Origin of the sequence: Kitasatospora sp. NPDC051702, from assembly GCF_040681575.1 — a bacterium.
In the GTDB taxonomy this organism is placed as follows: Bacteria; Actinomycetota; Actinomycetes; order Streptomycetales; family Streptomycetaceae; genus Kitasatospora.
Window position 1 is genome coordinate 26,830 of sequence record NZ_JBFAZB010000043.1, and the last position, 23,389, is coordinate 50,218.

At 75.6% G+C, this 23,389-nt stretch carries 22 protein-coding genes; 12 read left to right on the forward strand and 10 right to left on the reverse strand.

Going from position 1 to position 23,389, the window contains the following annotated elements:
• The first annotated feature begins 82 nt into the window (after window positions 1–82).
• The 5 genes from AB0N04_RS29265 to AB0N04_RS29285 all read left to right on the forward strand — a co-directional run bounded on the left by AB0N04_RS29265 (window position 83) and on the right by AB0N04_RS29285 (window position 4,434).
• Window positions 83–1,120 carry an IPT/TIG domain-containing protein gene (locus tag AB0N04_RS29265; protein WP_360218659.1) on the forward strand — a complete coding sequence of 346 codons (1,038 nt, stop codon included), beginning with the start codon at window positions 83–85 and terminating at the stop codon, window positions 1,118–1,120.
• 291 nt (window positions 1,121–1,411) lie between these two features.
• Window positions 1,412–1,984 carry a hypothetical protein gene (locus AB0N04_RS29270; RefSeq protein ID WP_360218656.1) on the forward strand — a complete coding sequence of 191 codons (573 nt, stop codon included), beginning with the start codon at window positions 1,412–1,414 and terminating at the stop codon, window positions 1,982–1,984.
• Window positions 1,985–2,116: 132 nt separating this feature from the next.
• Window positions 2,117–2,893, forward strand: coding sequence for a 5-oxoprolinase subunit PxpA (locus AB0N04_RS29275; protein WP_360218653.1), 777 nt, complete (start codon window positions 2,117–2,119; stop codon window positions 2,891–2,893).
• Window positions 2,890–3,528, forward strand: a complete 639-nt coding sequence (gene pxpB / locus AB0N04_RS29280) for a 5-oxoprolinase subunit PxpB (RefSeq protein WP_360218650.1) — start codon at window positions 2,890–2,892, stop codon at window positions 3,526–3,528. The genes AB0N04_RS29275 and pxpB overlap by 4 nt, the downstream gene beginning before the upstream one ends.
• A gap of 15 nt (window positions 3,529–3,543) precedes the next feature.
• On the forward strand, window positions 3,544–4,434 hold the full coding sequence (locus AB0N04_RS29285; protein ID WP_360218647.1) for a biotin-dependent carboxyltransferase family protein: 891 nt from the start codon (window positions 3,544–3,546) through the stop codon (window positions 4,432–4,434).
• A 115-nt stretch (window positions 4,435–4,549) separates the two neighbouring features.
• Here the strand turns inward: AB0N04_RS29285 and AB0N04_RS29290 are convergent, their stop codons facing one another.
• Both AB0N04_RS29290 and AB0N04_RS29295 read right to left on the reverse strand, forming a co-directional pair.
• Entirely contained in the window at window positions 4,550–5,476 is a 927-nt protein-coding gene (locus AB0N04_RS29290; RefSeq protein WP_360218718.1) for an aminoglycoside phosphotransferase family protein, read from the reverse strand.
• A gap of 55 nt (window positions 5,477–5,531) precedes the next feature.
• Window positions 5,532–6,323 carry an alpha/beta hydrolase gene (locus tag AB0N04_RS29295; protein WP_360218715.1) on the reverse strand — a complete coding sequence of 264 codons (792 nt, stop codon included), beginning with the start codon at window positions 6,321–6,323 and terminating at the stop codon, window positions 5,532–5,534.
• Between the two features lie 175 nt (window positions 6,324–6,498).
• Between AB0N04_RS29295 and AB0N04_RS29300 the strand changes: the two genes are divergently transcribed.
• From AB0N04_RS29300 to AB0N04_RS29310, 3 genes are all read left to right on the forward strand, one after another.
• Complete coding sequence (locus AB0N04_RS29300; RefSeq protein ID WP_360218644.1) at window positions 6,499–7,035, forward strand: PadR family transcriptional regulator; 537 nt, start codon at window positions 6,499–6,501, stop codon at window positions 7,033–7,035.
• A 66-nt stretch (window positions 7,036–7,101) separates the two neighbouring features.
• Window positions 7,102–7,950 (forward strand): class I SAM-dependent methyltransferase, encoded by an 849-nt coding sequence (locus tag AB0N04_RS29305; RefSeq protein WP_360218641.1) that lies wholly within the window; start codon window positions 7,102–7,104, stop codon window positions 7,948–7,950.
• A gap of 185 nt (window positions 7,951–8,135) precedes the next feature.
• Window positions 8,136–8,981: an undecaprenyl-diphosphate phosphatase gene (locus AB0N04_RS29310; protein ID WP_360218638.1), complete on the forward strand. Its 846-nt coding sequence runs from the start codon at window positions 8,136–8,138 to the stop codon at window positions 8,979–8,981.
• Between the two features lie 223 nt (window positions 8,982–9,204).
• On the opposite strand, the gene AB0N04_RS29315 is transcribed toward AB0N04_RS29310, so the two are convergent.
• Window positions 9,205–10,692, reverse strand: coding sequence for a HEAT repeat domain-containing protein (locus AB0N04_RS29315; RefSeq protein ID WP_360218635.1), 1,488 nt, complete (start codon window positions 10,690–10,692; stop codon window positions 9,205–9,207).
• Window positions 10,693–10,980: 288 nt separating this feature from the next.
• Here AB0N04_RS29315 and AB0N04_RS29320 point away from each other — a divergent pair, with 288 nt between their 5' ends.
• Window positions 10,981–11,622 carry a hypothetical protein gene (locus AB0N04_RS29320; protein ID WP_360218632.1) on the forward strand — a complete coding sequence of 214 codons (642 nt, stop codon included), beginning with the start codon at window positions 10,981–10,983 and terminating at the stop codon, window positions 11,620–11,622.
• 123 nt (window positions 11,623–11,745) lie between these two features.
• On the opposite strand, the gene AB0N04_RS29325 is transcribed toward AB0N04_RS29320, so the two are convergent.
• Window positions 11,746–13,227, reverse strand: coding sequence for a hypothetical protein (locus tag AB0N04_RS29325; protein ID WP_360218629.1), 1,482 nt, complete (start codon window positions 13,225–13,227; stop codon window positions 11,746–11,748).
• 471 nt (window positions 13,228–13,698) lie between these two features.
• On the opposite strand from AB0N04_RS29325, the gene AB0N04_RS29330 reads away from it, so the two are divergent.
• Window positions 13,699–14,913 carry a phosphotransferase gene (locus AB0N04_RS29330; protein WP_360218626.1) on the forward strand — a complete coding sequence of 405 codons (1,215 nt, stop codon included), beginning with the start codon at window positions 13,699–13,701 and terminating at the stop codon, window positions 14,911–14,913.
• A gap of 10 nt (window positions 14,914–14,923) precedes the next feature.
• Here the strand turns inward: AB0N04_RS29330 and AB0N04_RS29335 are convergent, their stop codons facing one another.
• From AB0N04_RS29335 to AB0N04_RS29345, 3 genes are all read right to left on the reverse strand, one after another.
• Entirely contained in the window at window positions 14,924–16,384 is a 1,461-nt protein-coding gene (locus AB0N04_RS29335) for an acyl-CoA dehydrogenase family protein (RefSeq protein WP_360218623.1), read from the reverse strand.
• Between the two features lie 317 nt (window positions 16,385–16,701).
• Window positions 16,702–17,196, reverse strand: a complete 495-nt coding sequence (locus AB0N04_RS29340; protein ID WP_360218620.1) for a hypothetical protein — start codon at window positions 17,194–17,196, stop codon at window positions 16,702–16,704.
• A gap of 869 nt (window positions 17,197–18,065) precedes the next feature.
• Entirely contained in the window at window positions 18,066–18,305 is a 240-nt protein-coding gene (locus tag AB0N04_RS29345; RefSeq protein WP_360218712.1) for a DUF397 domain-containing protein, read from the reverse strand.
• A gap of 317 nt (window positions 18,306–18,622) precedes the next feature.
• Between AB0N04_RS29345 and AB0N04_RS29350 the strand changes: the two genes are divergently transcribed.
• Complete coding sequence (locus tag AB0N04_RS29350) at window positions 18,623–19,159, forward strand: PTS fructose transporter subunit IIA (RefSeq protein ID WP_360218617.1); 537 nt, start codon at window positions 18,623–18,625, stop codon at window positions 19,157–19,159.
• Between the two features lie 168 nt (window positions 19,160–19,327).
• Here AB0N04_RS29350 and AB0N04_RS29355 read toward each other — a convergent pair whose 3' ends face one another.
• The 3 genes from AB0N04_RS29355 to AB0N04_RS29365 form a co-directional block, all read right to left on the reverse strand.
• A complete protein-coding gene (locus AB0N04_RS29355) occupies window positions 19,328–19,816 on the reverse strand; it encodes an NUDIX domain-containing protein (protein WP_360218614.1) in 489 nt (162 codons plus the stop codon).
• A 26-nt stretch (window positions 19,817–19,842) separates the two neighbouring features.
• The gene (locus AB0N04_RS29360) at window positions 19,843–20,391 is read right to left on the reverse strand and encodes a sugar transferase (protein ID WP_363365569.1); all 549 of its coding nucleotides are present in this window, start codon (window positions 20,389–20,391) and stop codon (window positions 19,843–19,845) included.
• A 225-nt stretch (window positions 20,392–20,616) separates the two neighbouring features.
• A complete protein-coding gene (locus AB0N04_RS29365) occupies window positions 20,617–20,889 on the reverse strand; it encodes a hypothetical protein (protein WP_360222307.1) in 273 nt (90 codons plus the stop codon).
• Window positions 20,890–21,238: 349 nt separating this feature from the next.
• On the opposite strand from AB0N04_RS29365, the gene AB0N04_RS29370 reads away from it, so the two are divergent.
• Complete coding sequence (locus AB0N04_RS29370) at window positions 21,239–22,321, forward strand: polysaccharide deacetylase family protein (protein WP_360222304.1); 1,083 nt, start codon at window positions 21,239–21,241, stop codon at window positions 22,319–22,321.
• The last annotated feature ends 1,068 nt before the right edge of the window (window positions 22,322–23,389 follow it).

The window sequence follows — 23,389 nt, forward strand, 5'->3', positions numbered from 1 at the left end:
TTCGGAACGGGATTTCGCCATTCTCGAACCGGCATTCGAGAAAACCGTGAGGGCGGCGCGGTAGTTCGGTGATGATCGGCCTATGATCACCCGACTGGCAAAAGTGGGCCTCGCCGCCGCGCTGTCCGTGACCACCCTCGCCGCCGGCGCCGCCGGTGCCACCGCCGCCCCGGCCGCCGTCCGCTCGGCCTCGGCCCAGCACGTCACCGTGTCGCAGGCGGGCAACTACCCGATCTTCGCGCACGACAGCACCAACTTCTCCGTCACCTGGACCTCGGCCGGCACCGCCGACCTCACCGGTCCCACCCACCTCACCGTCGACCTGCCGCCCGGCGTCACCACCAGCGGCGCGGCCTTCTACAACACCCCGTACGACTACACCTTCACCGAGACCGTCTCGCCCGACGGCCGGCACCTGGAGGCCGTCTTCACCGGCACCCGCAAGCCGGGCGTCAGCAACTTCATGAAGGTCTACGTCGCCACCAACGGGACGGCGCCGGCCACCGGCCCGATCACCGTGACGGTCGGCAACCCCAACGACACCGACCCGACCGGCCACGTGTCGACCTACCTGCTCGGCACCGGCCCGCAGCCGCCGACCACCCAGGCCGCCCCCGCCGTCACCGGCCTCGGCACCACCACCGGTCCGGGCGCGGGCGGCACCGCCGTCACCGTCAACGGCAGCAACCTGGCGCACGGCATGGTGCTGGTCGGCGGCGTCCCGGCGGGCGGCGGCTGCACCGACACCGCGTGCACGGTGACCACCCCGGGCGGCTCCGGCAGCGTGCCCGTCTCGGTGGTCACGCCCGGCGGCACGGCCACCGCGCCGGTCACCTTCGACTACACGGGCGCCCCGCCCCCGCCGCCGGCCGCCCCGGCGGTCACCAACCTGACCACCACCAGCGGCCCGGCCGCCGGCGGCACCCAGGTCTACCTCCAGGGGAGCAACCTGACCTACGGGACGGTCGCGTTCGGCGGGGTGCCGGCCGCGCACGTCTCCTGCGGACCGTCCTTCTGCTCGGCCACCGCGCCGGCGGCGGCGGGGCCCGGTCCGGTGGGCGTCACGGTGACCACGGCGGGCGGCACCAGCGCCCCGGTGACCTACACGTACACCGCGTAGCCGCGGCGACCGCCTCCCCCGGTGCCCGGGCGCTTCGGCGTCCGGGCACCGTCGCGTCCGGGGCCGGCCGGTCGGCGGTCGGCAGCCGTCGGCGGTCAGCAGCCGGTCGGGGGTGGGCAGCCGGTCGGGGCTGGGCGCCCTGCGGCGGGCCCGCGGTCCGGGTCGGCGGGACGCCGGGACCCTTCCGCGGGGCGCGGGGCCGAGTTGAACGCGTTCAAATCGAAGGTCTAGAGTCGGTTCCGCACAGTCGGGACACGGCCCCGTCTGCCCTTCGACCTGGAGGTTCGCACCATGGAGAGCGAGCGGGACCACGGCACGGACCGCGCGACGGGCACCGCGCCGGGCACCGAGACCGCGGCGGCACTGCGGCGGGTCCGGCGGTGGCTCCGGACCTTCGTGGTCTGCCTGGTGCTGAGCGGCCTGACGGCCTTCCCCCTGGTGGCCGAGACCCGCTGGCTGGCCGACCTCGCGAGCGGACCGGCCGCCCCGCTGGTCGAGCGCGTGCCCGGCGCACTGGACTGGATCGAGCGGGTCCGCACGGGAGTGGCCGAGACCGACGCCCGCTACCCCTTCCTCGCCTACGGCACGGACTGGCTGGCCTTCGCCCACCTGGTCATCGCCGCCGCCTTCTGGGGCCCGATCAAGGACCCGGTCCGCAACGTCTGGGTGATCCGCTGGGCGGTGCTCGCCTGCGGCGCCGTCATCCCGCTGGCCCTGGTCTGCGGCCCGATCCGGGGCATCCCGCTCGCCTGGCGATTCATCGACATGTCGTTCGGGGTCATCGGTGTCATCCCCCTGCTGATCGTGCTGCGGGCCCTGCGCCCGCTGGAACGTTCCTTCCGGGGACCGGTGGCCGCGGGCTGAGTCGGAGCCGTCCCGGGGCGTGCGCGGCGGGCCCGCACGCCGGGGCGCCCGCCGGGGGCCCGGGTCACGGGCAACGGCCTTCATCCGCAGGCCCTACCATCTGGCTCAACAGCTGCTGGGAGGCGGACGGGCGTGGCCGATGCGGTGATCGATCTCAATGCGGACCTCGGTGAGGGGTTCGGACGCTGGACGCTGACCGACGACGAGGCGCTGCTGTCCGTGGTGACCAGCGCCAACGTCGCCTGCGGCTTCCACGCGGGGGATCCGTCCACGATGCGCCGGGTCTGCGCGCTGGCCGCCGAACGCGGCGTCCGGATCGGCGCCCAGGTCTCCTACCGCGACCTGGCCGGCTTCGGCCGGCGCGCCATGGACGTCCCACCGGAGGAGCTGGCCGACGAGATCGCGTACCAGATCGGCGCCCTCCAGGTCTTCGCCCGGGCCGCCGGCTCCCGGGTCTCCTACGTCAAACCGCACGGCGCCCTCTACAACCGCGTGGTCGCCGATTCGGAACAGGCCGAGGCCGTCGTCGCCGGCGTGCTACGGGCCGGGGCCGTCTGCGACGGGCCGCTGCCGGTGCTCGGCCTGCCCGGCTCGCGGCTGCTCGCCGTCGCCGAGGGCGTCGGACTGCCCGTGGTCACCGAGGCCTTCGCCGACCGGGCGTACACCTGGGCCGGCACCCTCGTCCCGCGCCGCGAGCCCGACGCCGTCGTGCACGACCCCGAAGCGGTGATCACCCGCGCCGTCGGCATCGCCCGGGACGCCTCGGTCGAGGCCGTCGGCGGCGAACGGATCTCCGTGGAGGCCCGCTCCCTGTGCGTGCACGGGGACACCCCCGGCGCCGCACAGCTCGCCTGGCGGATCCGCGGCGCGCTGGCCTCCGCCGGGGTCCGGGTGGAGGCGTTCACGTGACGGCGCCCGCCACGGTGCGCCGGGTCGGCGAGCGGTCCCTGCTGGTCGAGCTCGCCGACGAGGCCGCGGTCGCCGCGCTGTACGGCTGGCTGCGCGAACGGCAGGCCGGCGAGGCCCCCGGCGCACTCGACGCGGTGGAGGAGATCGTGCCCGCCGCCCGCACCGTACTGCTGGACGGCGTGGCCGACATCGACGCGGTGACCGCCCTGCTGCGCACCGCCCGGCCGACGGCCGCGGCCGCGACGAGCGGCCCGCCGGTGGAGGTCCCGACCGTGTACGACGGCGCCGACCTCGCCGAGGTCGCCACCCTGTGGGGGGTGTCCGAGGAAGCGGCCGTCCGGATCCACACCTCGCCCGCGTACGTGGTCGCCTTCTGCGGCTTCGCCCCCGGCTTCGGCTACCTCACCGGCCTGCCGCCGCGGTACGGGGTGCCCCGCCGGGCCACCCCGCGCAGCGCCGTCCCGGCCGGGTCGGTCGCCCTGGCCGGCCCGTACACCGGCGTCTACCCGCGATCCTCCCCCGGCGGGTGGCAGCTGCTCGGGCGGACGGCGCTGACGCTCTGGGACACCGGGCGCGAACCGGCGGCGCTGCTGGCCCCGGGCGTACGGGTGCGGTTCACCGCGGTACGGGCGTAGGGAGGGAGCGGGGACGTGACACGGGCACCGGCGACGGATCCGGCGAACGGGCTCCTGGTGGTGCGGCCCGGGCCGCTGACCACCGTGCAGGACCTCGGGCGGCGCGGTGTCGCCCACCTCGGGGTGCCCCGGGCCGGGGCGCTGGACGAGCCTGCGCTGCGGGCCGCGAACCGGCTGGTCGGCAACGGCCCGGAGGCCGCCGGCCTGGAGACCACGCTCGGTGGGGTCGCGCTGCGCGCCCTCGGGCCGGTGGTCGTCGCCGTCACCGGCGCCCCCTCCCCGGTGCGCGTCGACGGGCGGGCCGCCGCGTGGGGCGCCCCGGTCGCGGTGCCGGCCGGCGCCCTCGTCGAGGTCGGCCCGGCGACCGCCGGCGTGCGCGGATACCTGGCGGTGGCGGGCGGGGTCGCCGTCCCGGCGGTCCTCGGCAGCCGCTCGGCGGACCTGCTCTCCGGGCTCGGCCCGGCCCCGCTGGCCGCCGGGGACCGGCTGCCCGTCGGCCCTCCCCCGACCCCCGGCGCCCGGCCGGACCTGGTGCCGCTGCCCGCTCCCCCGGCCGAACTGGTGCTGCGTCTGCGACTCGGCCCGCGCGCCGACTGGTTCGCACCGGCGGCCGTCACCCGGCTGGGCTGCGACGGGTACCGCGTCGCGGCCGCCAGCAACCGGATCGGCCTGCGCACCGAGGGCCCGGCCGTCGCCCGCGTCCGGACCGGCGAACTCCCCAGCGAGGGAATGGTGCTGGGCGCCGTGCAGATCCCGCCGGACGGACAGCCGGTGGTCTTCCTGGCCGACCACCCGACCACCGGCGGCTACCCCGTGATCGGGGTCGTCCCGACCGCCGACCTGGCCGCCGCCGCCCAGGCGCGGCCCGGCACGCCGCTGCGCTTCGCACCACTGCGGGAGCGGTGACGCGGGAGCAGTGACGCGGGAGCAGTGACGCGGGAGCAGTGACGCGGGGAGGCTGAGGCAGGAGCGGTGAGGCTGGCGCCGAGACGGGGCACTGCCGCAACGGACGGGGGTCCGGTCAGCGCCCCGACAGCAGCTCCGCGAGGACCCGCTGCGCCGGGTCCAATGCCGCCTCGCCCTGCTCGGCCGCCCACACCGCGTTCTGCAGCACCCGCCCTAGCGTCCAGGCCGCGGCCGCCTGCCGGTCGGACGCCAGCGCCTCGGTCAGGAGGTCGAACCGCCGCCGCAGGGCCCGCCGGACATCGCCGGTGGCGACCACGTCGTCCCAGCGGTTGCGCAGCGCCGGGAGCAGCTCGAAGCCGGGGTGTCCGGCGAGCGGCTTGGGGTCGATGGCCAGCCAGTCGCCGCGGTCCGCGCCGTCGAGCGGCGCGAGCACGTTGCCGTAGTGCAGGTCCCAGTGCAGCAGGCGGTCGCCGGGTTCGGCGCGGGCCTCGCGCAGGGCGGCGGCGCAGCCGGCGAGCAGCCCCCGTTCGACCGGGTCGGCGAGGGCGGCGACCGCGGCCGGGGCCCGGGCGAGCACGTCGTCCGCGACCTCGGCCAGCGTGCGCAGACCCGACGGAGCCTGACGCTGCGTCAGTTCCCGCAGCAGCTCGGCGAGCGCGCGCAGCGCCGCGCGTTCGTCCGGCACGTCGAGCAACGACCGCCCCGCGTCGAGCCGTTCCAGCAGCATCGCCCCGGAGTCCTCCGCGTGGCCGAGGAGCCGGACGGCGCCGCACCCCGCCCAGGTGCGGAGGGCGAGCGGCTCGCCGGCCGTCTCCTCGTCCACCGGCTGGAGCTTGAGCGCCGCGGGGCTGCCGTCGGCCCGCAGCACCGGCAGGACCAGCCCGACCGCGCCGTGTGCCGCCGGGCCGTCCGGGCGCAGCTCCCAGCGGTCCAGCAGGCCGTCCGCGAGGGCCGGGAGTCCGGCGGCCCAGGCCCGCCCGGCCGGCCCGAGGAACCGGTCTAGCGAGGCGGCCAGCGCGGGCGGGGCCTCGATTCCCGTCATCGGTCTCGTCACGCCTTCACGCTACGAGCCCTGAGCCGGGGCCGAGTCCGGGCCCTCAGCGGGGGCCGGGGCCGGCGGCGGGGTCGAGCCCGAGCGCCACCGCGGCCTCGTCGGCGAAGGCCTCCGGGTTGTCGAGCATGATGTTGTGCCCGCAGTCCGGAACGGCCACCACGCGGACACCGGCCGCCCGGAGCCCGTCGGCGTCGCGCGGCTCCCCGTCGGCCTGCGGGTGGAGGTAGGTGCGCGGGAGGTCGAGGCCGACCAGGAGTTCGCGCATCGTGGGGGTGGTCGCCCGGGCCAGGTGGACGGCGCTGCGGTGGAGCGCCTCGGGCCCGGCCAGGCGCATCGTCGACCACCAGGACGGGCCGACCCGCTCGGCGACCAGTTCCCGGCCGCCGGCCAGGAACTGTTCCTCGGTGAAGCCCGCGATCCCGCTGCCGCCGGGCCGCGGGCCGGGGGCGGCGGGGTCCAGGTTGGCGTCGACCAGGAGGAGCCGCGAGACCAGCCGCGGGTGCCGGTGGGCGAGGACCACGGCGACCGCGCCGCCCATGCTGTGGCCGACCACCTCCACACCGGTGAGCCCCTCCGCGGCCAGCGCGGCCGCGACGGCGTCCGCGTGCTGCTCCAGGGTGTAGCCGAAGTCGGCGGGACGGTCGCTGATGCCGAAGCCGAGCAGGTCGAGCAGGAGGGAGCGGCGACCGGCGAGCACCGGGTGGGCCGCCGCGGCCGCGAAGTAGACGGGCGAGCTGGCGCCCAGGCCGTGCAGGTAGAGCCGGGCGGGTTCGGCTCCCGGCAGTTCGACCCAGCGGATCAGGTCGCCGTTCGGGGTGACGGGGGCGTGGCGCAGCACGGGACTCCTCCTTCGACGCGGGACGTCGTTCGACTCGGAACAGCTCCGACGCCGGACGTCGCTCGACGCGGGACGTCGTTCGACTCGGACCATCGAGACCATACCTCGACAACGAGGTACCCTGGAAGCGATATACCGATGCCCCGAGGGACGGGTCTGAGAGAGTGGCCCCATGCTGAAGCTCGCGATCCTCGGATTCCTCTACGACCGCCCGCTGCACGGCTACCAGCTGCGCCGCCACCTCGCCGCGCTCACCGGACACGTCCGCCCGATCAGCGACGGCACGCTCTACCCGGCGATCAAGCGCCTGGAGTCCGACGGCCTGCTGGTCCGCGTCACCGAGCCCGGCAGCGCCGCCGCCCCGCGGCACACCCTCCACCTCACCGAGGAGGGCCGCGGCGCCCTGCTGGCACGGCTGCGCGAACCCGAGGCGCTGGACATCAGCGACGAGAACCGCTGGTTCACCCTGCTCGCCTTCCTGCGCCACCTCGACGACCCCGCCGCCCAGGCCGCGGTGCTCCACCGACGGCTGGCCTTCCTCACCGAGCCGGCCAGCTTCTTCTACGACGGGGACCGCCCGGTCGGCGCCGAGGAGTTCACCGACCCGTTCCGGCGCGGGCTGCTGCTGATCGCCCGCGCCACCAGCGAGGCCGAACTCGCCTGGCTGCGCGCCACCCTGGCCGAACTCGAGGGTGCACTGACGGACTGACCGAAACCCGCCCCGGCCGGTCGCCCTCCCCTTCCCCCGCCACGCCGCGCGTGCTCCGATGGCCCGATGGGCAACGGCACGGAGAGCGGCGACGGCAGGAATCCGGACGACGACGAGCGGACGAGCGACGTCGGACAGACCGGCCACGACGGACGGACGGGCCACGACGGGCAGGCGCGCGGTGTCGGCACGCAGGCGGGCGACGCGCGGCGCCCGGGGTACGACGGCACCGGCCCCGGCGCGATCACCCCGGACGGCTGCGCGGTCGAGATGTGGTCACTGCTGCCCGTCCGCGACGAGCCCGACGTGATCGGGGCCGCGGTGCCGGCCGGCGCCACCCTCCTCGAACTGGGCTGCGGCGTCGGCCGGGTGACGCACCCGCTGGCCGACCGGGGTTTCGCCGTGACCGCGGTCGACGAGTCCGCCGAGATGCTGGCGCGGGTGCGCCCGGACGTGCGCACCGTGCGCAGCCCGATCGAGCGGCTGGACCTCGGCGAGCGCTTCGACGTGGTGCTGCTCGGCTCCTTCCTGGTGCACGCGGGCGACCCTGCGGTCCGCCAGGGGCTGTTGGAGACCTGCCGCCGCCACGTCGCCGAGGACGGCTGCGTGCTGGTGCAGCGCGAGGGCGAGGACTGGCACCGCACCGTGCCGCGGGAGCGCCGGCTGGGGGACGGGTGGGGCCGGATCCTCTCCGCCACCCCCGTCGGGGACGGCGTCAACTCCGTGCTCGCCGAGTACGAGTTCCCGGGCGGCCGCTGGACGCAGACCTTCCTGGCCCGTCCGCTCAGCACGGCGGCGTTCGAACAGGCCTTGGCGGAGGCCGGCCTGACGGTCGAGCGCTACCTGACCGCGGACCGCACCTGGGTCCTCGCCAGGCCGTCCACCGAGCCTCCGGAGGGTCCGCCGAACAGGTGAACGGCAAGTCGTCACTTTGACCCCGTACCATCGGCCGCGCGCCGGGCCCGCGCGCGACCCGAGGGACGGGCGGGCACGGTCGTCCGCATGCCGGGGGCGAGCGCCGCGGCATGCCCGTACGCCCGTACCGACCTGCGAGGACCCCACATGTACGACGACCCACGGATACCCCGGACGGGTGTCCGGTGATCGACTGGTTCCACGGGGCCGTGCTCGGCCTGATCCAGGGGCTGACCGAGTTCCTGCCCGTCTCCTCCAGCGCCCACCTGCGGGTCTTCTCCGCCCTCCTGGGCTGGGACGACCCGGGCGCGGCCTTCACCGCCGTGACCCAACTCGGCACCGAGACCGCGGTGCTGATCTACTTCCGCCGGGACATCGCCGCCATCGTGCGGACCTGGACGCTGTCACTGTTCCGCCCGGCGCTGCGCTCCGAGCCGGACGCCCGGATGGGCTGGTTCGTGATCATCGGCACCCTGCCGATCGGGATCCTCGGCAAGCTGTTCCAGGACACCATCGAGACCCACCTGCGCGACCTGCGGATCATCGGCACCACGCTGATCGTGTTCGGCGTGATCCTGGCCCTCGCCGACCGCACCCGCGCGATCCGGCACGCCCGGCCGATCACCGAGCTGACCCTGCCGCACGCGGGCGTCTACGGCCTGGCCCAGGCGCTCGCGCTGATCCCCGGGGTGTCCCGCTCCGGCGGCACGATCAGCGCGGGCCTGCTGCTCGGCTACAGCCGGGAAGCGGCGGCCCGCTACTCCTTCCTGCTGGCGATCCCGGCGGTGCTGGCCTCGGGGGCGCTGGAGCTGTTCAAGATCGGCGAGGGGCCGGCCCCGGCCTGGGGGCCGACCGTCCTGGCCACCCTGATCGCGTTCGCGGTCGGCTACGCGGCGATCGCCTGGTTCCTCAAGTACATCTCGCACCACAGCTTCCTGCCGTTCGTGGTCTACCGGGTGCTGCTCGGCGTCCTGATCATCGGACTGGTGGCCGGCGGCGTCCTGGCCCCGGACGCGGGCGTGGTGAAGTAGAACGGCGTTTCAGAAAAACACCCGGGAGCGACCCGCGGGCGACCGAACGGGAACGGCTGCGGAGGCCCGGGCGCGGCGGAGGGGGGCCACCGGCACCCGGCACCCGCACCCGCACCCGCACCCGCACCCGCACCCGCACCCGCACCCGCACCCGCACCCGGGAACGACCGTGGGCCGGACACCGTTTCGAGGTGTCCGGCCCACGGCCCGTCGGACCGGGTGGCTAACCGGCGGTCAGCCGGCCGCGGACGGCGGCGTGGACCTCGGCCTCCTCGGCCGGGTCGGCGGCGAGCCGGCGCAGGCGCTCCAGCACGCGCGCGTCGCCCGTGGTGGCGACGTGGCGCGCGGCGAGCTCGCGGGTGGACTCCTCGCAGTCCCAGAGGCACTCGACGGCGGGGCCCTCCGGGAAGTGCACGTCGGTCGCGGCGAGCGCCCGGGCGGCGCGACCGCGCAGCTCCGAGGAGGCGGCCTCGCCGTAGATGTGGCGCAGGACGGGCACGGCGTCGGCGGCGGCCAGCCGCCCCGCACCGTCGACCAGCGACCCGAGCCCGGTACCGCTGACCCCGCGCACCGAGATCCAGCGGCGCAGCCCGTCGACGACCAGCGGCGCGTCGGCCGGCTCCCCGGCGTCGGCGAGCAGCTTGACGGCGGCCTCGCCGAGCGCGCTGTCGGCGCCGCCGGTGGCCGGGTCGGCCCAGCGGCGGGCCTGCGCCAGCACCTCGGGGCCGCGCATCCGGCCGAGCAGTTCCAGGGCGGCGCGCACGACCCGGTCGTCCACGTCGGCGGCGGCGGCCTCGATCAGCTCGACGGCGGCCGAGTCCCGCTGGTCGACGAGGTAGCGCAGGGCCGCCCGGCGGGCGCCGGGCAGGCCGTCGCGGGCGGTCTCCAGCAGGAGGGGGCGGTCCTCGGGCCGGACGACGGCGGTCAGGCAGCGGGCGGCCGCGGCGGCGCGGCGGTCCACGGCGTCGGGGGCGGACGGGTCGGCGGCGGGCTCGGGCCGGCCCTCGGGGCGGCCGAGGAAGGCGCCGGCGCCGAGGCCGCCGAGGTCGCCCTGGTCGGCCCAGGCCAGCACGTCGGCGGTCGACCAGCCCGGGGTCACGCCGCCGCGGTTGAGCTGGCGCTGCCAGAGGTCGAAGGGGGACTGCTCGCTGGCCGCGGCCACTCTCGGGTGGTAGGCCGCCCACAGCCGCCAGGGCCGGGGCTCGTACGCGTTGCGGATGAACTCGCGCAGCTCGGCGTCGCCCTCGGGGCCCGGCGCGAAGTGGTCCAGCACCGCGGTGCCGAGCAGCAGCAGGCCGCGGTCGTCGTCGCGCAGCGCGAGCTCGTCGAGGGCCCAGGACCAGTTCGCGCCGGTGGCGGCGTACTCGCGCAGCATCAGCAGCGCGTCGCGCCGGCCGTACGCGGCGAGGTGGCCCAGGACGGAGAGGGCGAGGCCGGTGCGGCTCTCGTCGTCGGTCACGAGGTCCTCGGCGGAGTGGAGGTGGTCCTCGATGCCGTCGAGGGGCGCCTCCAGCTCCATGTAGAGGCGGGCGTAGTAGAGGGAGCGGCTCTCGACCTGCCAGTCGGCTCGCGGATCCCTGGTGACGCACTCCTCCAGCGCGGCGACGGCCTCGGTACGGTCGGCGGCCAGCGCGTGGAGCTGCCCGTCACCGCGGCCTCGCTGCAGGAGGCCGAGGAGGCTGGCGCTAGGTGCTATCACTGGCTCGAACATGAGGTCAGCATCCGTTGCGGCGGTCGTAGTGGCAACGGGATTTCCGTCGCCGGGGTCTCTGGTCGGTACTGCGGTGGGCGCCCGGGCGCCGGAATCACCGAAGGTTACCGCCTCGGGCCCCCCGCCGCACACAGGGCGACGAAGGCTCCCGCCAGGGTGGCATATGCCAGAGGAATTTTGCCTGCGTTCTGTCCAAATCGCCCGCAAGGGGCGGGCACGCTGTGCGACAGTCTTCTCACCACCCGAGAGCCCGTGCAGAACGGGCCGCACCCGAGCGATGGGCCGGTCATGAACATGCCCTTAGGCGCCGCCCGCCCGCCGGACACCGCCACGGTGGACGGCGCCCCGGCGGGCACGACGGACCGCACCGCCCACGACGGCGGCTCCGGGGACGCGGGCGACGCGGACAGCGGAACGGACGGCAGAGTGGACGGCACGGCACGGGAGCCGTCCGGCCCCGATCTCGGCCAAGAGGACGTTCCCTCCCCCGACGGCCCCGCCCCGGGCGACCCCGCCCCGGACGGTCGCTCCCCCGACGGCCGTTCCCAGGACGGCCGTTCCCGGGACGGTCGCTCCCCCCGCGGTCGCGAGCGCGACACGGGCCCGCGCGACGTCGTCGGCTCGGCCGAGTGGGACCTCGTCACCGACCGCGTCCACTGGACCGCCGAGGCGTACCTCCTGCTCGGCTGCGACCCGGGCGACGGACCGCTCAGCCTCGACCGGCTGCCCGACCGCCTCCCCGAGGCCGACCGGCCGCTGCTGCGCCGGATGATGACCGACGCCCTGATCCACGGCCGTACCTCCGCCGGCACCCTGCGGATCCACCGGGGAGGCGGCCGGCCCGCCGACGTCGAGTGCGCGGGCGAGCCCGTCCTCGGCGCGGACGGCACCGTCACCGCCCTGCGCATGCTGCTCCGACCGGCGCGCTGACCCGTCCGGCCGGGCCCGGCCCGTCCTTCCCCGCAGGCCCGTCCTTCCGCGCAGACCCGGCCGGGAGCCCCGACGGCCGCTCCCGCCGGGGGCCCGCCGGGTGCCCCTCCGACGACGGCCTCCTCAGGACGGCTTCGGCCGGTTCTTGGCGTCCGCCGCCCGCAGCTCCCGCCCCAGCTCGGCCCGCAGCTCGTCCACCAGCGGCAGCCCCCGGTAGCGCGCGGTCAGCCGGTACATCTCGCGCAGCCGGTCCCAGGTCCGGTGCGAGGAGTTCTGGCCGATCAGGTTCATCACCATCTTCGCCTGGAAGTCCGCCGCGTCCGGTTCGCCGGTGAGCCAGTGCACCGAGGCGAGGGTGATCCGGTCGAACAGCGCCGAGCGCAGCTGCCCGGTGCCCTCCCGCAGGGCGATCACCCGCTCCGCGTGCCGCTGCGCCTGCGGGGCCGCCGAGGGGTCGTGCTCGGCCAGCGTCCGCAGCACCAGCGCCTGCATGCCGCGCAGTTCGGCCTCGTCGAAGACCTGCATCCAGGACGGCGGCGGCTCCGGAGCGTCCTCGGCGAACAGGTCCTCGGCCTCGCCGAGCAGCCGCCAGGTGTCCTGCGAGTGCCCGATCGAGGCGTGCGCCCACGCCTCGACGGTGTTGAGCATGGCCCGCGTTCTCGGCAGCACCCGGCCGCCGGCCGCCTTGGCCGCCCCCATCAGGTCGATCGCGTCGTCGGCCCGGCCCAGGTGGACCATCTGCCGGGCGGCCCGCGAGATCGCCTCGCCGGCCCGCGGCCGGTCGCCGGCCTCCTTGGCCGCCTCCGCCGCGATCATGAAGTACCGCTGCGCGGTGGGCTCCAGGCCGACGTCGTGGGACATCCAGCCCGCGAGCACGGCCAGGTTGGCCGCCACCAGCCACAACCGCTGTTCCACGACCGCGGCGTGCCGGTGCGTCAACAGGCCGCCCACCTCGTTGAGCTGACCGACCACCGCCTTGCGCTGCAGCCCGCCGCCGCGGGCCGCGTCCCAGGCCCGGAAGACCTGCACGGAGTGCTCCAGCGACTCCACCTCGTCGAGCCCGACCGGGCCCGCGTCGTACACGTCCACCACCGGGCGGGCACCGCCGGCGGTGATGACCTGGCGCGGTCCGGGCACCGAGGCCGCGTACGCGACGGCGTCCCCGCCCAGCCAGCCCTTCAGGGAGTCGGCGATGACCGTTCCGGCCGTGAGCGCGGCGCCCGCGCCCACCAATCCACGTCGGTTCAGCATGAGGTCCATTCCCGTGAACTCGGTGAGGACCGCGGCCGTTCGATCCGGCGACCATGGCACTGCTGCGGACGGTGCCGCTCCGGACCTGGTTGGCCGGTGTCGTTCCAGACCGAGGTCCTCAGTGGTGACGACACGGCCGAGCCGCTCCGTGAACACGGCCGCCAGCACCCTCGGGACCGGATCGCGGGGGACCTCCCCCTGCTCGATCCAGCGCCGTACCCTCGACGTGTCGGTGGACAGCTGCTGCTGTCCCATCGCGGCACCCCGACGGTTGACCAGCCGTGCCAGTTCGCCCTTCGACCATCCGGTCAGGACGAACAGGTCGGCGAGTCGGGTGTTGGGTCCCCTGCTCAATGAAGCCCCCAGGATCCTCGGCTGGTTCGAGGCTAGAGGCTCGGGCAAGTGCCAGGCGAGCATTCGCCACCGTTCGCCAGGGCCCGCCAGACTACTAAGCCAGTGCACGGCGGGTGTGTTGTAGGGGTGCGCCACCTCGCCCCAGGGTCGGGCGGCGTCCCACCAGCGTCGGGGCAGTCCCCCGTCCGTGGCACGGGACGCCTCCGGTCCTCACCCGAGGGGGTGGCGCGGCCGGGTGGCGCGGGGGCGCCGGGCACGGCCACGGCAGTCCGACCGACCGCATTCCCCAGGGTGCGGACGGGCGGACCGCCGCAGGAGGGGTCCCCCGACCCCCGCGTCCGTGCCCGGCGCCCGCGCACCACCCACCGCTCCGAGCCAGGGCCGCCGTCACGCCAGGAAGCACGCGGCACCGGCCCTCCCCGCACCGCGGGGCGCACCCGCCGACGGACAGGAAGGGACCACCCTCACCCCATGTACTCCTCAGCGACGACCCCCACGCCGACCGCGACCCGCACCGCGCTGCGCCCCCCCACCGCAGCCGCCGGCCGTCCCGGCCCCAAGCAGGTGCCCCCGTCGAGCCGCCCGGTGGCTCCGCGCGGCACCGAGGGCCGGTCCACGGACGCCCGGGTCCCGGCCGGCCGTACGGCGCTGGGGCTGCGCGGCCCCGAGACCGCCCCGCCCGCCGGCGGCCGGGTCCCGCTCGCCCGGCAGGCCGACGGCCGGGTGCTGCGCCAGCCGCACCGGCCCGGCCAGGTCGGCGGCCCCGAACGGATCGACCCGTCGGCGCTGCAGACCCCGGCGGTACGGGCCGCCCTGGCGAGCGTCGCGCGGATATGTCCCGCGTTCACCCCGCGCCAGGTGCTGCGCGAGGGGAGCCGCCACATCCTGGTGGCGGGCACCATCGGGCGGGCCCCGGTGGTCGCCAAGTGCCTGGCCCCGCAGGCGGTGCGCAGCGGGCACTTCGAGCAGCTGGTGGCCGACTTCCACCACGAGGTCGCGGTCTACCGGGCGTTCGTCCGGCACCGCCCGCCGGTGCGGCTGCCCCGGCTGGTCGCCGCCGACCACGACCGCTGCGTGCTCGTCATGGAGCGCGTCCCCGGCCGCCCGGCGGCCCGGGAGCGCCACCCCGTCAACGCGCCCACCCCGGGCGAGGTGCGGGCGCTGCTGACCGCCGTCCGGACGCTGAACCTGTGGCGGCCGCCGACCGACGTGTTCCAGCCGCGCATGGACTACCAGTTGGAGGTCGCCCGCTACCACTCGGTGGGCCAGCTCACCGACCGGGACGCCGGCGACCTTCGCGGCCTGCTGCACGGCCTCGGCCACACCCCGCTCCAGCTCTGCCACGGCGACGCCCTGCTCAGCAACATGCTGCTGGCGCCGTCCGGCCCGGTGCTGGTCGACTGGGAGCAGGCCGGCTGGTACCTGCCCGGCTACGACCTGGCGGTGCTGTGGAGCGTGCTCTCCGGCGACACCGCCGCCCGCCGCCAGATCAGCCAACTCGCGCAGAGCGGCGGCACGATGGCCCGGGACGCGTTCCTGGTCAACCTGGTGCTGGTGCTGATGCGGGAGATCCGCCTGTACGACGTGCCGGGCGCCGGCGAGGAGCAGCGGATCATGATCCGTCGGCTCTACGACGACGCCGCGCTCGCCCGGCGGGCCGTCCGCGCGGCGGTCGGCACCCGCTGAGGACGGAGTCTCAGGGCCGGCCCCCGCGCTCCAGCGCGGCCCGGCCCGCGGCCTCCAGGACGGCCTCGTCCGGGGCCAGGTGCACCCGGCTGCTGAGCACGTCCCGCAGGTAGCGCTCCAGCGGGTGACGCCGGCTCAGGCCGGGGTTGCCGGTGAGCGCCACCGCCTGCTGGACCGCCGCGGTGGCGGCCCGGGTGGCCAGCAGGTGGGCGGGGCCGGTCCGGGCGACGGCGTCCGGCTCGCCCCGGTCCACCCGGGGCGCCAGGCCCGCCACCAGCTCCTCGGCGCCGATCAGCTGGGCCTCGATCTCGCCGAGGGCGCAGCGGTAGCGCGGCAGGGTGCCGAGCGGCTCGGTCAGGTTGGCCGGAGTCCGCTGGTTGAGGAAGCCGACCAGCCAGGCCTCGGCGGCGCGGGCGACGCCGATCGCCACCGCGGAGAGCGCCAGGTCGTGCCAGGCCCGGGTGAGTTCGGCGGCCCCGGCCTCCTGGGCGTCCGCCCCCGCCGGCCCGTCCGCCTTCGCCGCCGCACCCGACCTCGCGCCCGCCGCACCCGCCCTCGCACCCATCGGCCGCGCCGGACCGAGGCCCAGGGCGAGATCGGCCGGGACCCGGACCCGTTCCAGCACCACGTCGTGGCTGGCGCTGGCCCGCAGACCGAGCTGGTCCCAGGTCGGGTCGATCTCCAGCCCTTCGCTCTCGCCGCGGACCAGGAAGGTCCCGACCCTCGGCTCCGGCTCGTCGGTCCGCGCGGTGACCGCCATCCAGGCCAGCGCCTCGGCACCGGTGCAGTACGTCTTCCGGCCCGTCAAAGACCAGCCGTCGCCGTCCCGTCGGGCCAGCGTCCCCGGCAGCTCGCCGGGCCGGCCGCCCGGCTCCGCGCTCAGCGTGGTGACCAGCGCAGGCCCGCGCCGGGACTCGACGAGCAGCCGCCGGTAGCCCGCGGTCGGCCAGGCCCCGCGGCGGGCCTGCTCGGCGTGCTGGAGCAGCGTGAAGGCCGTCACCACCGCCACCGAGGCGTCCCCGCGCCCGAGTTGGGCGAGCACCCGGACGACGTCGGCGAGCGTGCCGCCCGGCCCGCCGTAGCGCCGGGAGACCGTCAGGGTCAGCAGCCCGGCCTCGTGCACCGCCTCGATGCCCTGGTACGGGAAGGTCGCGTCGCGGTCGTGCTCCTCGGCGCGGGCCGCGAGCAGGTCGACCACCCGGGGCAGGCCGGCGAGGGCGGCGGTGACCGCCGTGCGGTCGGGCGCGGCGTCGGCGGCGACGGCGCTGCCGGTCGCGGCATCGCCGGCCGCGGTCCGGCTGGATGCGGTCCGGCCGGATGCGGGTTGGCCGGTCGCCGGTGCTTCGGGTGCGGCGTCCGCTGCGGCGCTTCGGCCGGATGCGGGTTGGCCGGAATCCGACCGTCCCGCCGTGCCCCGCAACGGGGCGGAGGGGCGGTCCGCAGGCGAACGGTCGGCGGTGGTGGTCGTCATGGCGGTGGGGCCTCCGGGCGGCAGCGTGGGCTCGGCAGGTGCGGGCGGCACGCCGGACGGGCGCGCGGTACCGGCGGGCGGCCCCGGAGGTCAGGTCGCTGCCCGCCCCCGGATGGGGCACCGACCGCACTCGGCCCGGCACCCGCCGCCACGGGGACGAATCCCCCTCAGCGGCCCGGACACACCGCGCTGGCGGTGCGCCGCAGGTCCAGATAGCTGCGGCGGGTCAGCAGCGGGAGACGGCACGACATGTTCGCGACTGTACGAACCGGTGATCGAAACCGTCAAGCGGCGTCCGGGCCCCGGGCAGGGGTCGGTCAGCCCTGCTGGAACATGTCCGAGGGGAGCGGCTTCAGCAGTTGATACAGGTCGTCCGAAATCGGTCGGTCCCAGGACGCGATGGTGACCTGGACGCCGTCGCTGCGCCCGAACTGCGCGCAGAACACCCGCTCCTCGCTGACCTTGACCTTCTTCACGATCAGCAGGTCGTCCCCGAGCATGACCGGGAAGTCCTCGGCCGAGACGAACTCGACCGGCTCGTCGTTCTCCAGCGCCGCGAGCAGCTGCCGCACCTCGAAGGGCACCTCGTCGCCGGTGTCCCGGGCCGGCGAGCCCTCGGGCAGGTTGCCGATGAACATCGCCGGGCCTCTGCCGCCGAACAGGTCGTAGCGCAGGAAAATCCCCTGGCAGGAGCCGTCCGGGCCGGTCATCATGGCCGCACCGAAGTCACCGGGCCAGTCGCCCGGGTCCATCGCGAGCACGTCGAAGTCCGGGCCGGCGGGCTGTCCGGAGCGACGGCGGAGAAAAGACATGGGAACATCGTACGTGCCCGGCACACCACGCTCGCGAGGTGGGTGGGGCACCGGCGGGAGATCGACGCTCAGAGACCAATGTTGACTCTGAGCAACCGTCCGGGCTACGTTCGGTTCAGCACGACAGCCGTTCTGGGTTTCACCCTCCGGGGGGACGGCATGTCGCAACGCGGCCCTACACGCGTATCCCTCACTGTGCACTTTGTCGTGCCGAACTGCCGAGCACCCAGCTTCGTCGTCGCACACAGCACAGCACACAAGCCAACAGTTCCACGTACCACAAGCCAGATCCGCGGGGCCCCGGCCCGTCGCTCCCGTGGATCTGCTCGGGACGCCGCCGCGTGGGGGCGTGCGGGTCCCGAGCAAACGGTGTCGTCGCCGAGTCGCTCTCGGCTTCGGCGCCAGCCTCCCGGCGACTGCCGGCCCTTCGTGGGCCGGGACCGGCCGACGCACCCCCGGTGCGCAGGGGATGACTGGGAGGATGGCCTGGCATTGCTGCCGGGCCGCACAGCAGGCGCCGTGTCTGGCCGCGTGGGGGCGGTGGGCACGGCGTCTGCCTGTGCTCATACTCTGAGCTGCGTTTGTCTAACAGTCAACAGAAATTCTGACGGGGCACGCTCAATAGATCATCACTTGTGATGTTCGGGCCCGAAATCACCTGTGGAGCGACCCCCGCCCGGGGACCGCTCCACAGCCGTCGGACCACGGCCCGGGCGAACGTCGGATGAATCCTTGGCGACGCGGGGGCGACCCCTGCGTGACCTCCGGGCGAATCCCGGGTGACGGCGGCGCCGCCGGCGCCGCCCGGGCGCGGGCCCTCACCGGGCTCCCGACGGGCCTTCACGGATCCCGGCGGGCCCGACACACCCTCAGGTGAGGTCGAACTCGCCGTCCCTGGCGCCGAGCACGAAGGCACGCCACTCCCCCGGGGTGAACACCAGCACCGGCCCGTCCTCCTGGCGGCCGTCCCGCATCCCGATGTACCCGTCCACGAACGCGATCTGGACGTCCCCCACACCCTGGCTGCTGCACAGCCACGTCGCCCCGGTGAAGTCCACCTTCGGCTTGCCGCTCGGCGCCGGTCCGGGCTGCACGCCGGCCGCCTCCACGTCGATCCCGCTGTTGACTGCCACGATCCGGTCTCCTCCCGACGGCGGTTCCACGTCCAGCCTAGCCACACCCACCCGCCCCGGTCAGCGGGTTGACGAGGACCGCCCCAGCCGGGAACGGGCGCCGCCGGAGGCCCGCTCAACGCGTGTCCCGCCGGGCGCGGGACACCGGAGCTGCCAGAGTGCTCGACAGGGCGCGCACACGCCCCCGCCGGCCGTCCACGGGCCCGGCGACCGACGGCCCGTCCGCACCTCCGCTCGTGCCTCCGTCCGCGCCTCCGCCCGAACCCGCCCACCGAGACCCCCAGGAGCAGCCGATGAGCCGCCGGGACGGCACCCGCGCCGACGTCATCCCCATCTCGGACGCCCCTTCGGCCCACCCCCCGGCGCCCCGCACCCCGCCCTCGCCGGCCACCCTGCCGCGTCCCACCCCCGGCCGGCCCCCCGCGCACGGGCGGGTCGGGGTCGTCCTGGTGTCGCACAGCCAGGAACTGGCCACCGCCGTCCGCTCCGTGGCGCTCGCGCTGACCGGATCCGACACCCCCGCCCCGGTCGCCGCGACCGGAGGGGATCCGGCCGGGCCGGGCATCAGCGCCGTCCTGGTCGCCGCCGCCACCCGCCGGGTCGACCAGGGGCACGGCGTGGTGGTGCTGGCCGACCTCGGCAGCGCGGTCACCACGGTCCGCGCGCTGCTCTCCGACGCCGACGAGCACGGCCTCCCGTTCCCCGTCCGCTTCGCCAACGCCCCGTTCGTCGAGGGGGCGGTGGCCGCCGCCGCGACCGCCACGGCCGGCGGCGACCTCGCCGCCGTGCTGGACGCCGCGGAGGAGGCCTACCGGCAGCACAAGGACTAGGGCAGCCCCAGGGTCCGGCCCCCACCGGGCCGGTGCCACGGCATTCGCCCACGACCCTCTTCCACACGGTGTGACCGGGCCGCTACCATCGGCACGGACGCGGCGCCGGCCCCGGTGCCGTCTGGGGAAGGGAGGCGGGGATGCCCGGGACCGCCCGCGGCACGCAGGTCAGGGCCGCTCCTTGCCCTCCCACGCGAAGACCGCCGGCCCCTCGCACTCCAGCGCGTGGCGCAGCCGGTCCTGCTCGACGTCGATCATCGGCGGCAGCGCGTCCAGGGGGAACCAGCCGACCTCCAGCGACTCGTCGTCGTTGACCCTCGCCTCACCACCGACCACCCGACACCGGAAGGTCAGCACCAGGTACTGCGCGACGTCGCCGTTCGGGTACGAGACGGGCGGCGGGACGGTGGCGGAGGCGAGCAGCTCGGGCACGACCGTCACCCCGGTCTCCTCCAGGCACTCCCGCACCACGCCGTCGGCGGGCTGCTCCCCCGGCTCGAGGATGCCGCCGACCGGCGCCCACCGGCCGTCGTCGGCCCGCTTGACGAGCAGCACCCGGTCGCGGTCGTCCAGGACGACGGCGACGACGGAGCTCAGCCAGAGCGGGCGGTGGCCCACGAGGGTGCGGAGGTCGGCGAGGAACGCGGGAATGGCCATGCGCCGCAGCCTACCGAGACGGGGCGTCAGGTCGGCGGCACCGCGGGGCCCCCGGGGCGGTGCGCGGGGGGCGGGCCCGGGCGCAGCAGGGCCAGCACCGTCAGCCCGAGGATCCGCAGGTCCAGCCGGAGCGAGCGGTGCTCGACGTACCAGAGGTCGAGTTCGGCCCAGTCCGCGCGGGCGAGCGGGCGGCCGGCCTGGAGCTGGGCCCACCCGGTCAGCCCGGGGCGGACGTCGAGGCGACCGCGCTCGCGGCGGGAGTAGCGGACCACCTGGTCCGGGCGGGCGGGGCGCGGGCCGATCACCCCCATCTCGCCGCGGGCGACGTTCCACAGTCGCGGCAGCTCGTCCAGGCCGGTCCGGCGGAGCAGTGCGCCGAGCCGTCCGCCCGGACCGGTCCTGCGGGTATGGAACCGGAGCACCTGGAACTCCCGGCCGTGCCGGCCGGCGCGGGTCTGCCTCAGCAGCACCGGGCCGCCGTCGGTGCAGCGGAGCAGCGCGGCGATCGCCAGGGCCAGCGGGAGCGCGACGATCCCCGCCAGGGCGGCGAGGGCGAGGTCCCCACCGCGTCTCATGAGACGGACACGGCGGCACGCGGTATCGGGCCCGGCTCCCCGCCCATCGTTCCCCTCCACGGCCTCGTCCGGCACAAGAACGCATTCACTGTAAGTGGGGCCGGTGTGCCGCCACCCGGAAATAGTGAAAGAAGTGGGCAGAACATTGCCCGACAGGCCGAAATTCGGTCGATCTGACCAATATCGCTCGATCTGCGTTCGTAATGCCGAGGGCAATCGAAGTAGTCAGAGCGTGGCGCCCCGCCGGTAGCGCAACAGGCCGAAAGCGATCCGTCCGAGCAGCAGCACCCCGGCCGCCAGGCAACCCGCCACGGCCATCGCCCAGGCCGGGCCGTCGTTGTCCGGCACCACCACGGCCACCACGATGCCCAGCGCCAGGCAGGCCAGACCCACCACGGCCAGCGGGAGCTGGTGGGTGACCAGGGCGCCGCCGCTCCAGGCACGGGCCATCCTGGTCGCGCCGTGCAGGTGGAAGGGATCACGGTCCGCATCTGCCATGAGCCCAAGGTACCCCGGGCCGGTGCCGCGGGCAGCCCGCAGGGAGTGAACATTCGGCCACCCTGCGCCACCGGCCGCCAAGCCGTTCGGGCCCGGTCCGATCCGGCCGCGCACGCGCATTACGGCTCCACAATCAGTCCACGAAAAATCCTCGTCCCCCCGGTACAACCATCCGCTCGGTGCAGCGGTCTCAATGGCATTGAGCGATCCAGGAGCCGTTCACGGGAGGGCGCGAGCCCCCACCGCGAACAGGAATACCCAGGGGGCGGAGCCGCCGTCCCCTGGAGTCGGAGGCCGGGCTCCGCCCTCCGGCGGTACCGCCACGCCGCTCGGCGACCGAGGGGGAACCGTGCCGCAGTCCCAGTCCACCACGTCGATCTCCATGGCCCCCACCAGGCCCGCCCCACGCGTGCGCGCGCTGCCGCCCGCGGCGGCCACCACCACGACCACCGCTGCCACGGCCACCACTGTCACGGCCACCACCGCCGGGCTCCGCCGGCCGCCGGTCGACGGCTGCCGGCCGGACGCACGGGGCGAGTGGCTGCGCTTCGCCCCCGTCCAGCCGATCTTCCGCGCCCGCGCCGCACAGCGCCTCGCCGTGCTCGCCTACCACGGCGTCACCGACCACCGGTCGTTCGGCGCCCAGCTGGACCGGCTCCGAAGACTCGCCACCCCGGTCTCCCTCAACGCCGTGCTCCAGGCCGTCACCGAACGGCGGCCGCTACCGCCCCGCAGCGTCCTGGTCACCTTCGACGACGCCGACCGCAGCGTCCTCACCCACGCCCTGCCCGCCCTCGACGCCCGCTCCATCCCCGCCACCGCCTTCGTCATCTCCGAGCTCATCGGCACCGAGCGCCCGTTCTGGTGGCACGAGGCCGACTTCCTCGCCCGGCACGGCGGCCGCGCCCGCTCCCTCGACTGCGGACACCCCTCCCAGCTGCTCCCCCGGCTCAAGGCCATGCCCGACCCCGACCGGCGGCGCAGCCTGCACGAACTGCGGGTCAGCGCCCACCGCACACCGCCCAGCCAGGAACAGCTCACCCCCGCCGACCTGCTCGCCCTGCGCGACGGCGGGGTCGCCATCGGCAACCACACCCAGGGGCACCCCTGTCTCGGCCGCTGCGACGACGCCACCGTCCGCGCCGAGATCACCGGCGCCCACGAGGCCCTCACCCGGTGGCTGGGCGAGCCGCCCATCGCCTTCGCCTACCCGGACGGGGGCCACGACCCGCGTGCGGAAGCCGTCCTGCAGGAGCTCGGCTACCGCCTCGGCTTCCTCTCCGACCACCGCCTCGGCCCCCGCATCCCCTCCCACCCGCTCCAGATCAGCCGCCTCCAGGTCGACTCCACCACCAGCACCCGCCGGTTCGACACCATCCTCTCCGGCCTCGAACCCGCCTACCGCCGCTGGCGCCGCCAGGCCGTGGCCTGACCCCAAGGGGCCAACATGTGCCCCTCCACGGGGGAGGTCGGCCCACCCGACTCCCCCGTGGAGCGGCCAGCGCCACGCCCACCGAGTTCCCGTGACCACCACCTGCACGAAGCACCGAAATGCCGCCATGCGCCTGAGGCAGCGCATCCCGCAGGCACTGCGCTGCAACCGGCGACGCCAGGCGCCCGACCCAAGGCACCCCACACGGGCACGGGGCCACGCAAAGCCGCCACCCCCAGAAGTCGGCCCCGCCGACTTCCCGTGCCGAACCCCCACCCTGCGGCCAACCACCTCCAGCCAAGGTGCCAGGCGCCGAGGCGCCACCCCGCACCCGAGGCGTCACATCCCGCGCAGGAAGTCAGCCCCGCCGACTTCCGGCGGAGACGACCTGCGTCGCGGACAACCGCGGAGGGGCATGGGCGCAAGGCACCGCAGGCCGCCATGCGCCCGAGGCAGCGCACCTCGCCCGGGAAGTCCGCCCGACCGACCTCCCACGCAGAGGGATCGAAGCCACTCGGACTCACCGCTCCAGAAGTCGGCCCCGCCGACTTCCGGCGACAGGCACCTGCACTGCAGCCGGCCTCCTCGGGCCACTGACAGGCGCGAGCGAGAGGCGCCGCATGCGGCCATGCGCCTGAGGCAGCGCATCCCACGTGGGAAGTCGGTCTGATCGACCTCCCCGACGGAGGAAACGGCGCCACGCCGACTCACCGCCCCGGGAAGTCGACCCCATCGACTTCCCATGCGGGACACCGGTGCTACAGCCAGTCCCTCCGCTCACGAACGGCCACGGGCTCAAGGCACTGAAGGCCGCCCTGTGCCCCCGGCAGCGCGTCTCGCCCGGGAAGTCGGCCCGGTCGACCTCTTGTGTGGAGGGGCCGGGGCCGCGCAGGCGCATGGCGCAGGAAGTCGGGCCCGCCGACTTCCCGTGACGGGAGCCTGCCGTGCGGGGAGCCCGCGTCGGCTACGGGCGTGGGCACGCGAAGGGCGCCCGGCGCCCGAGGCATCGCGCTGCGCACGGGAAGTCGGCTCCGTCGACTTCCGGAGGCGAACACCCGCGCTGAAGCC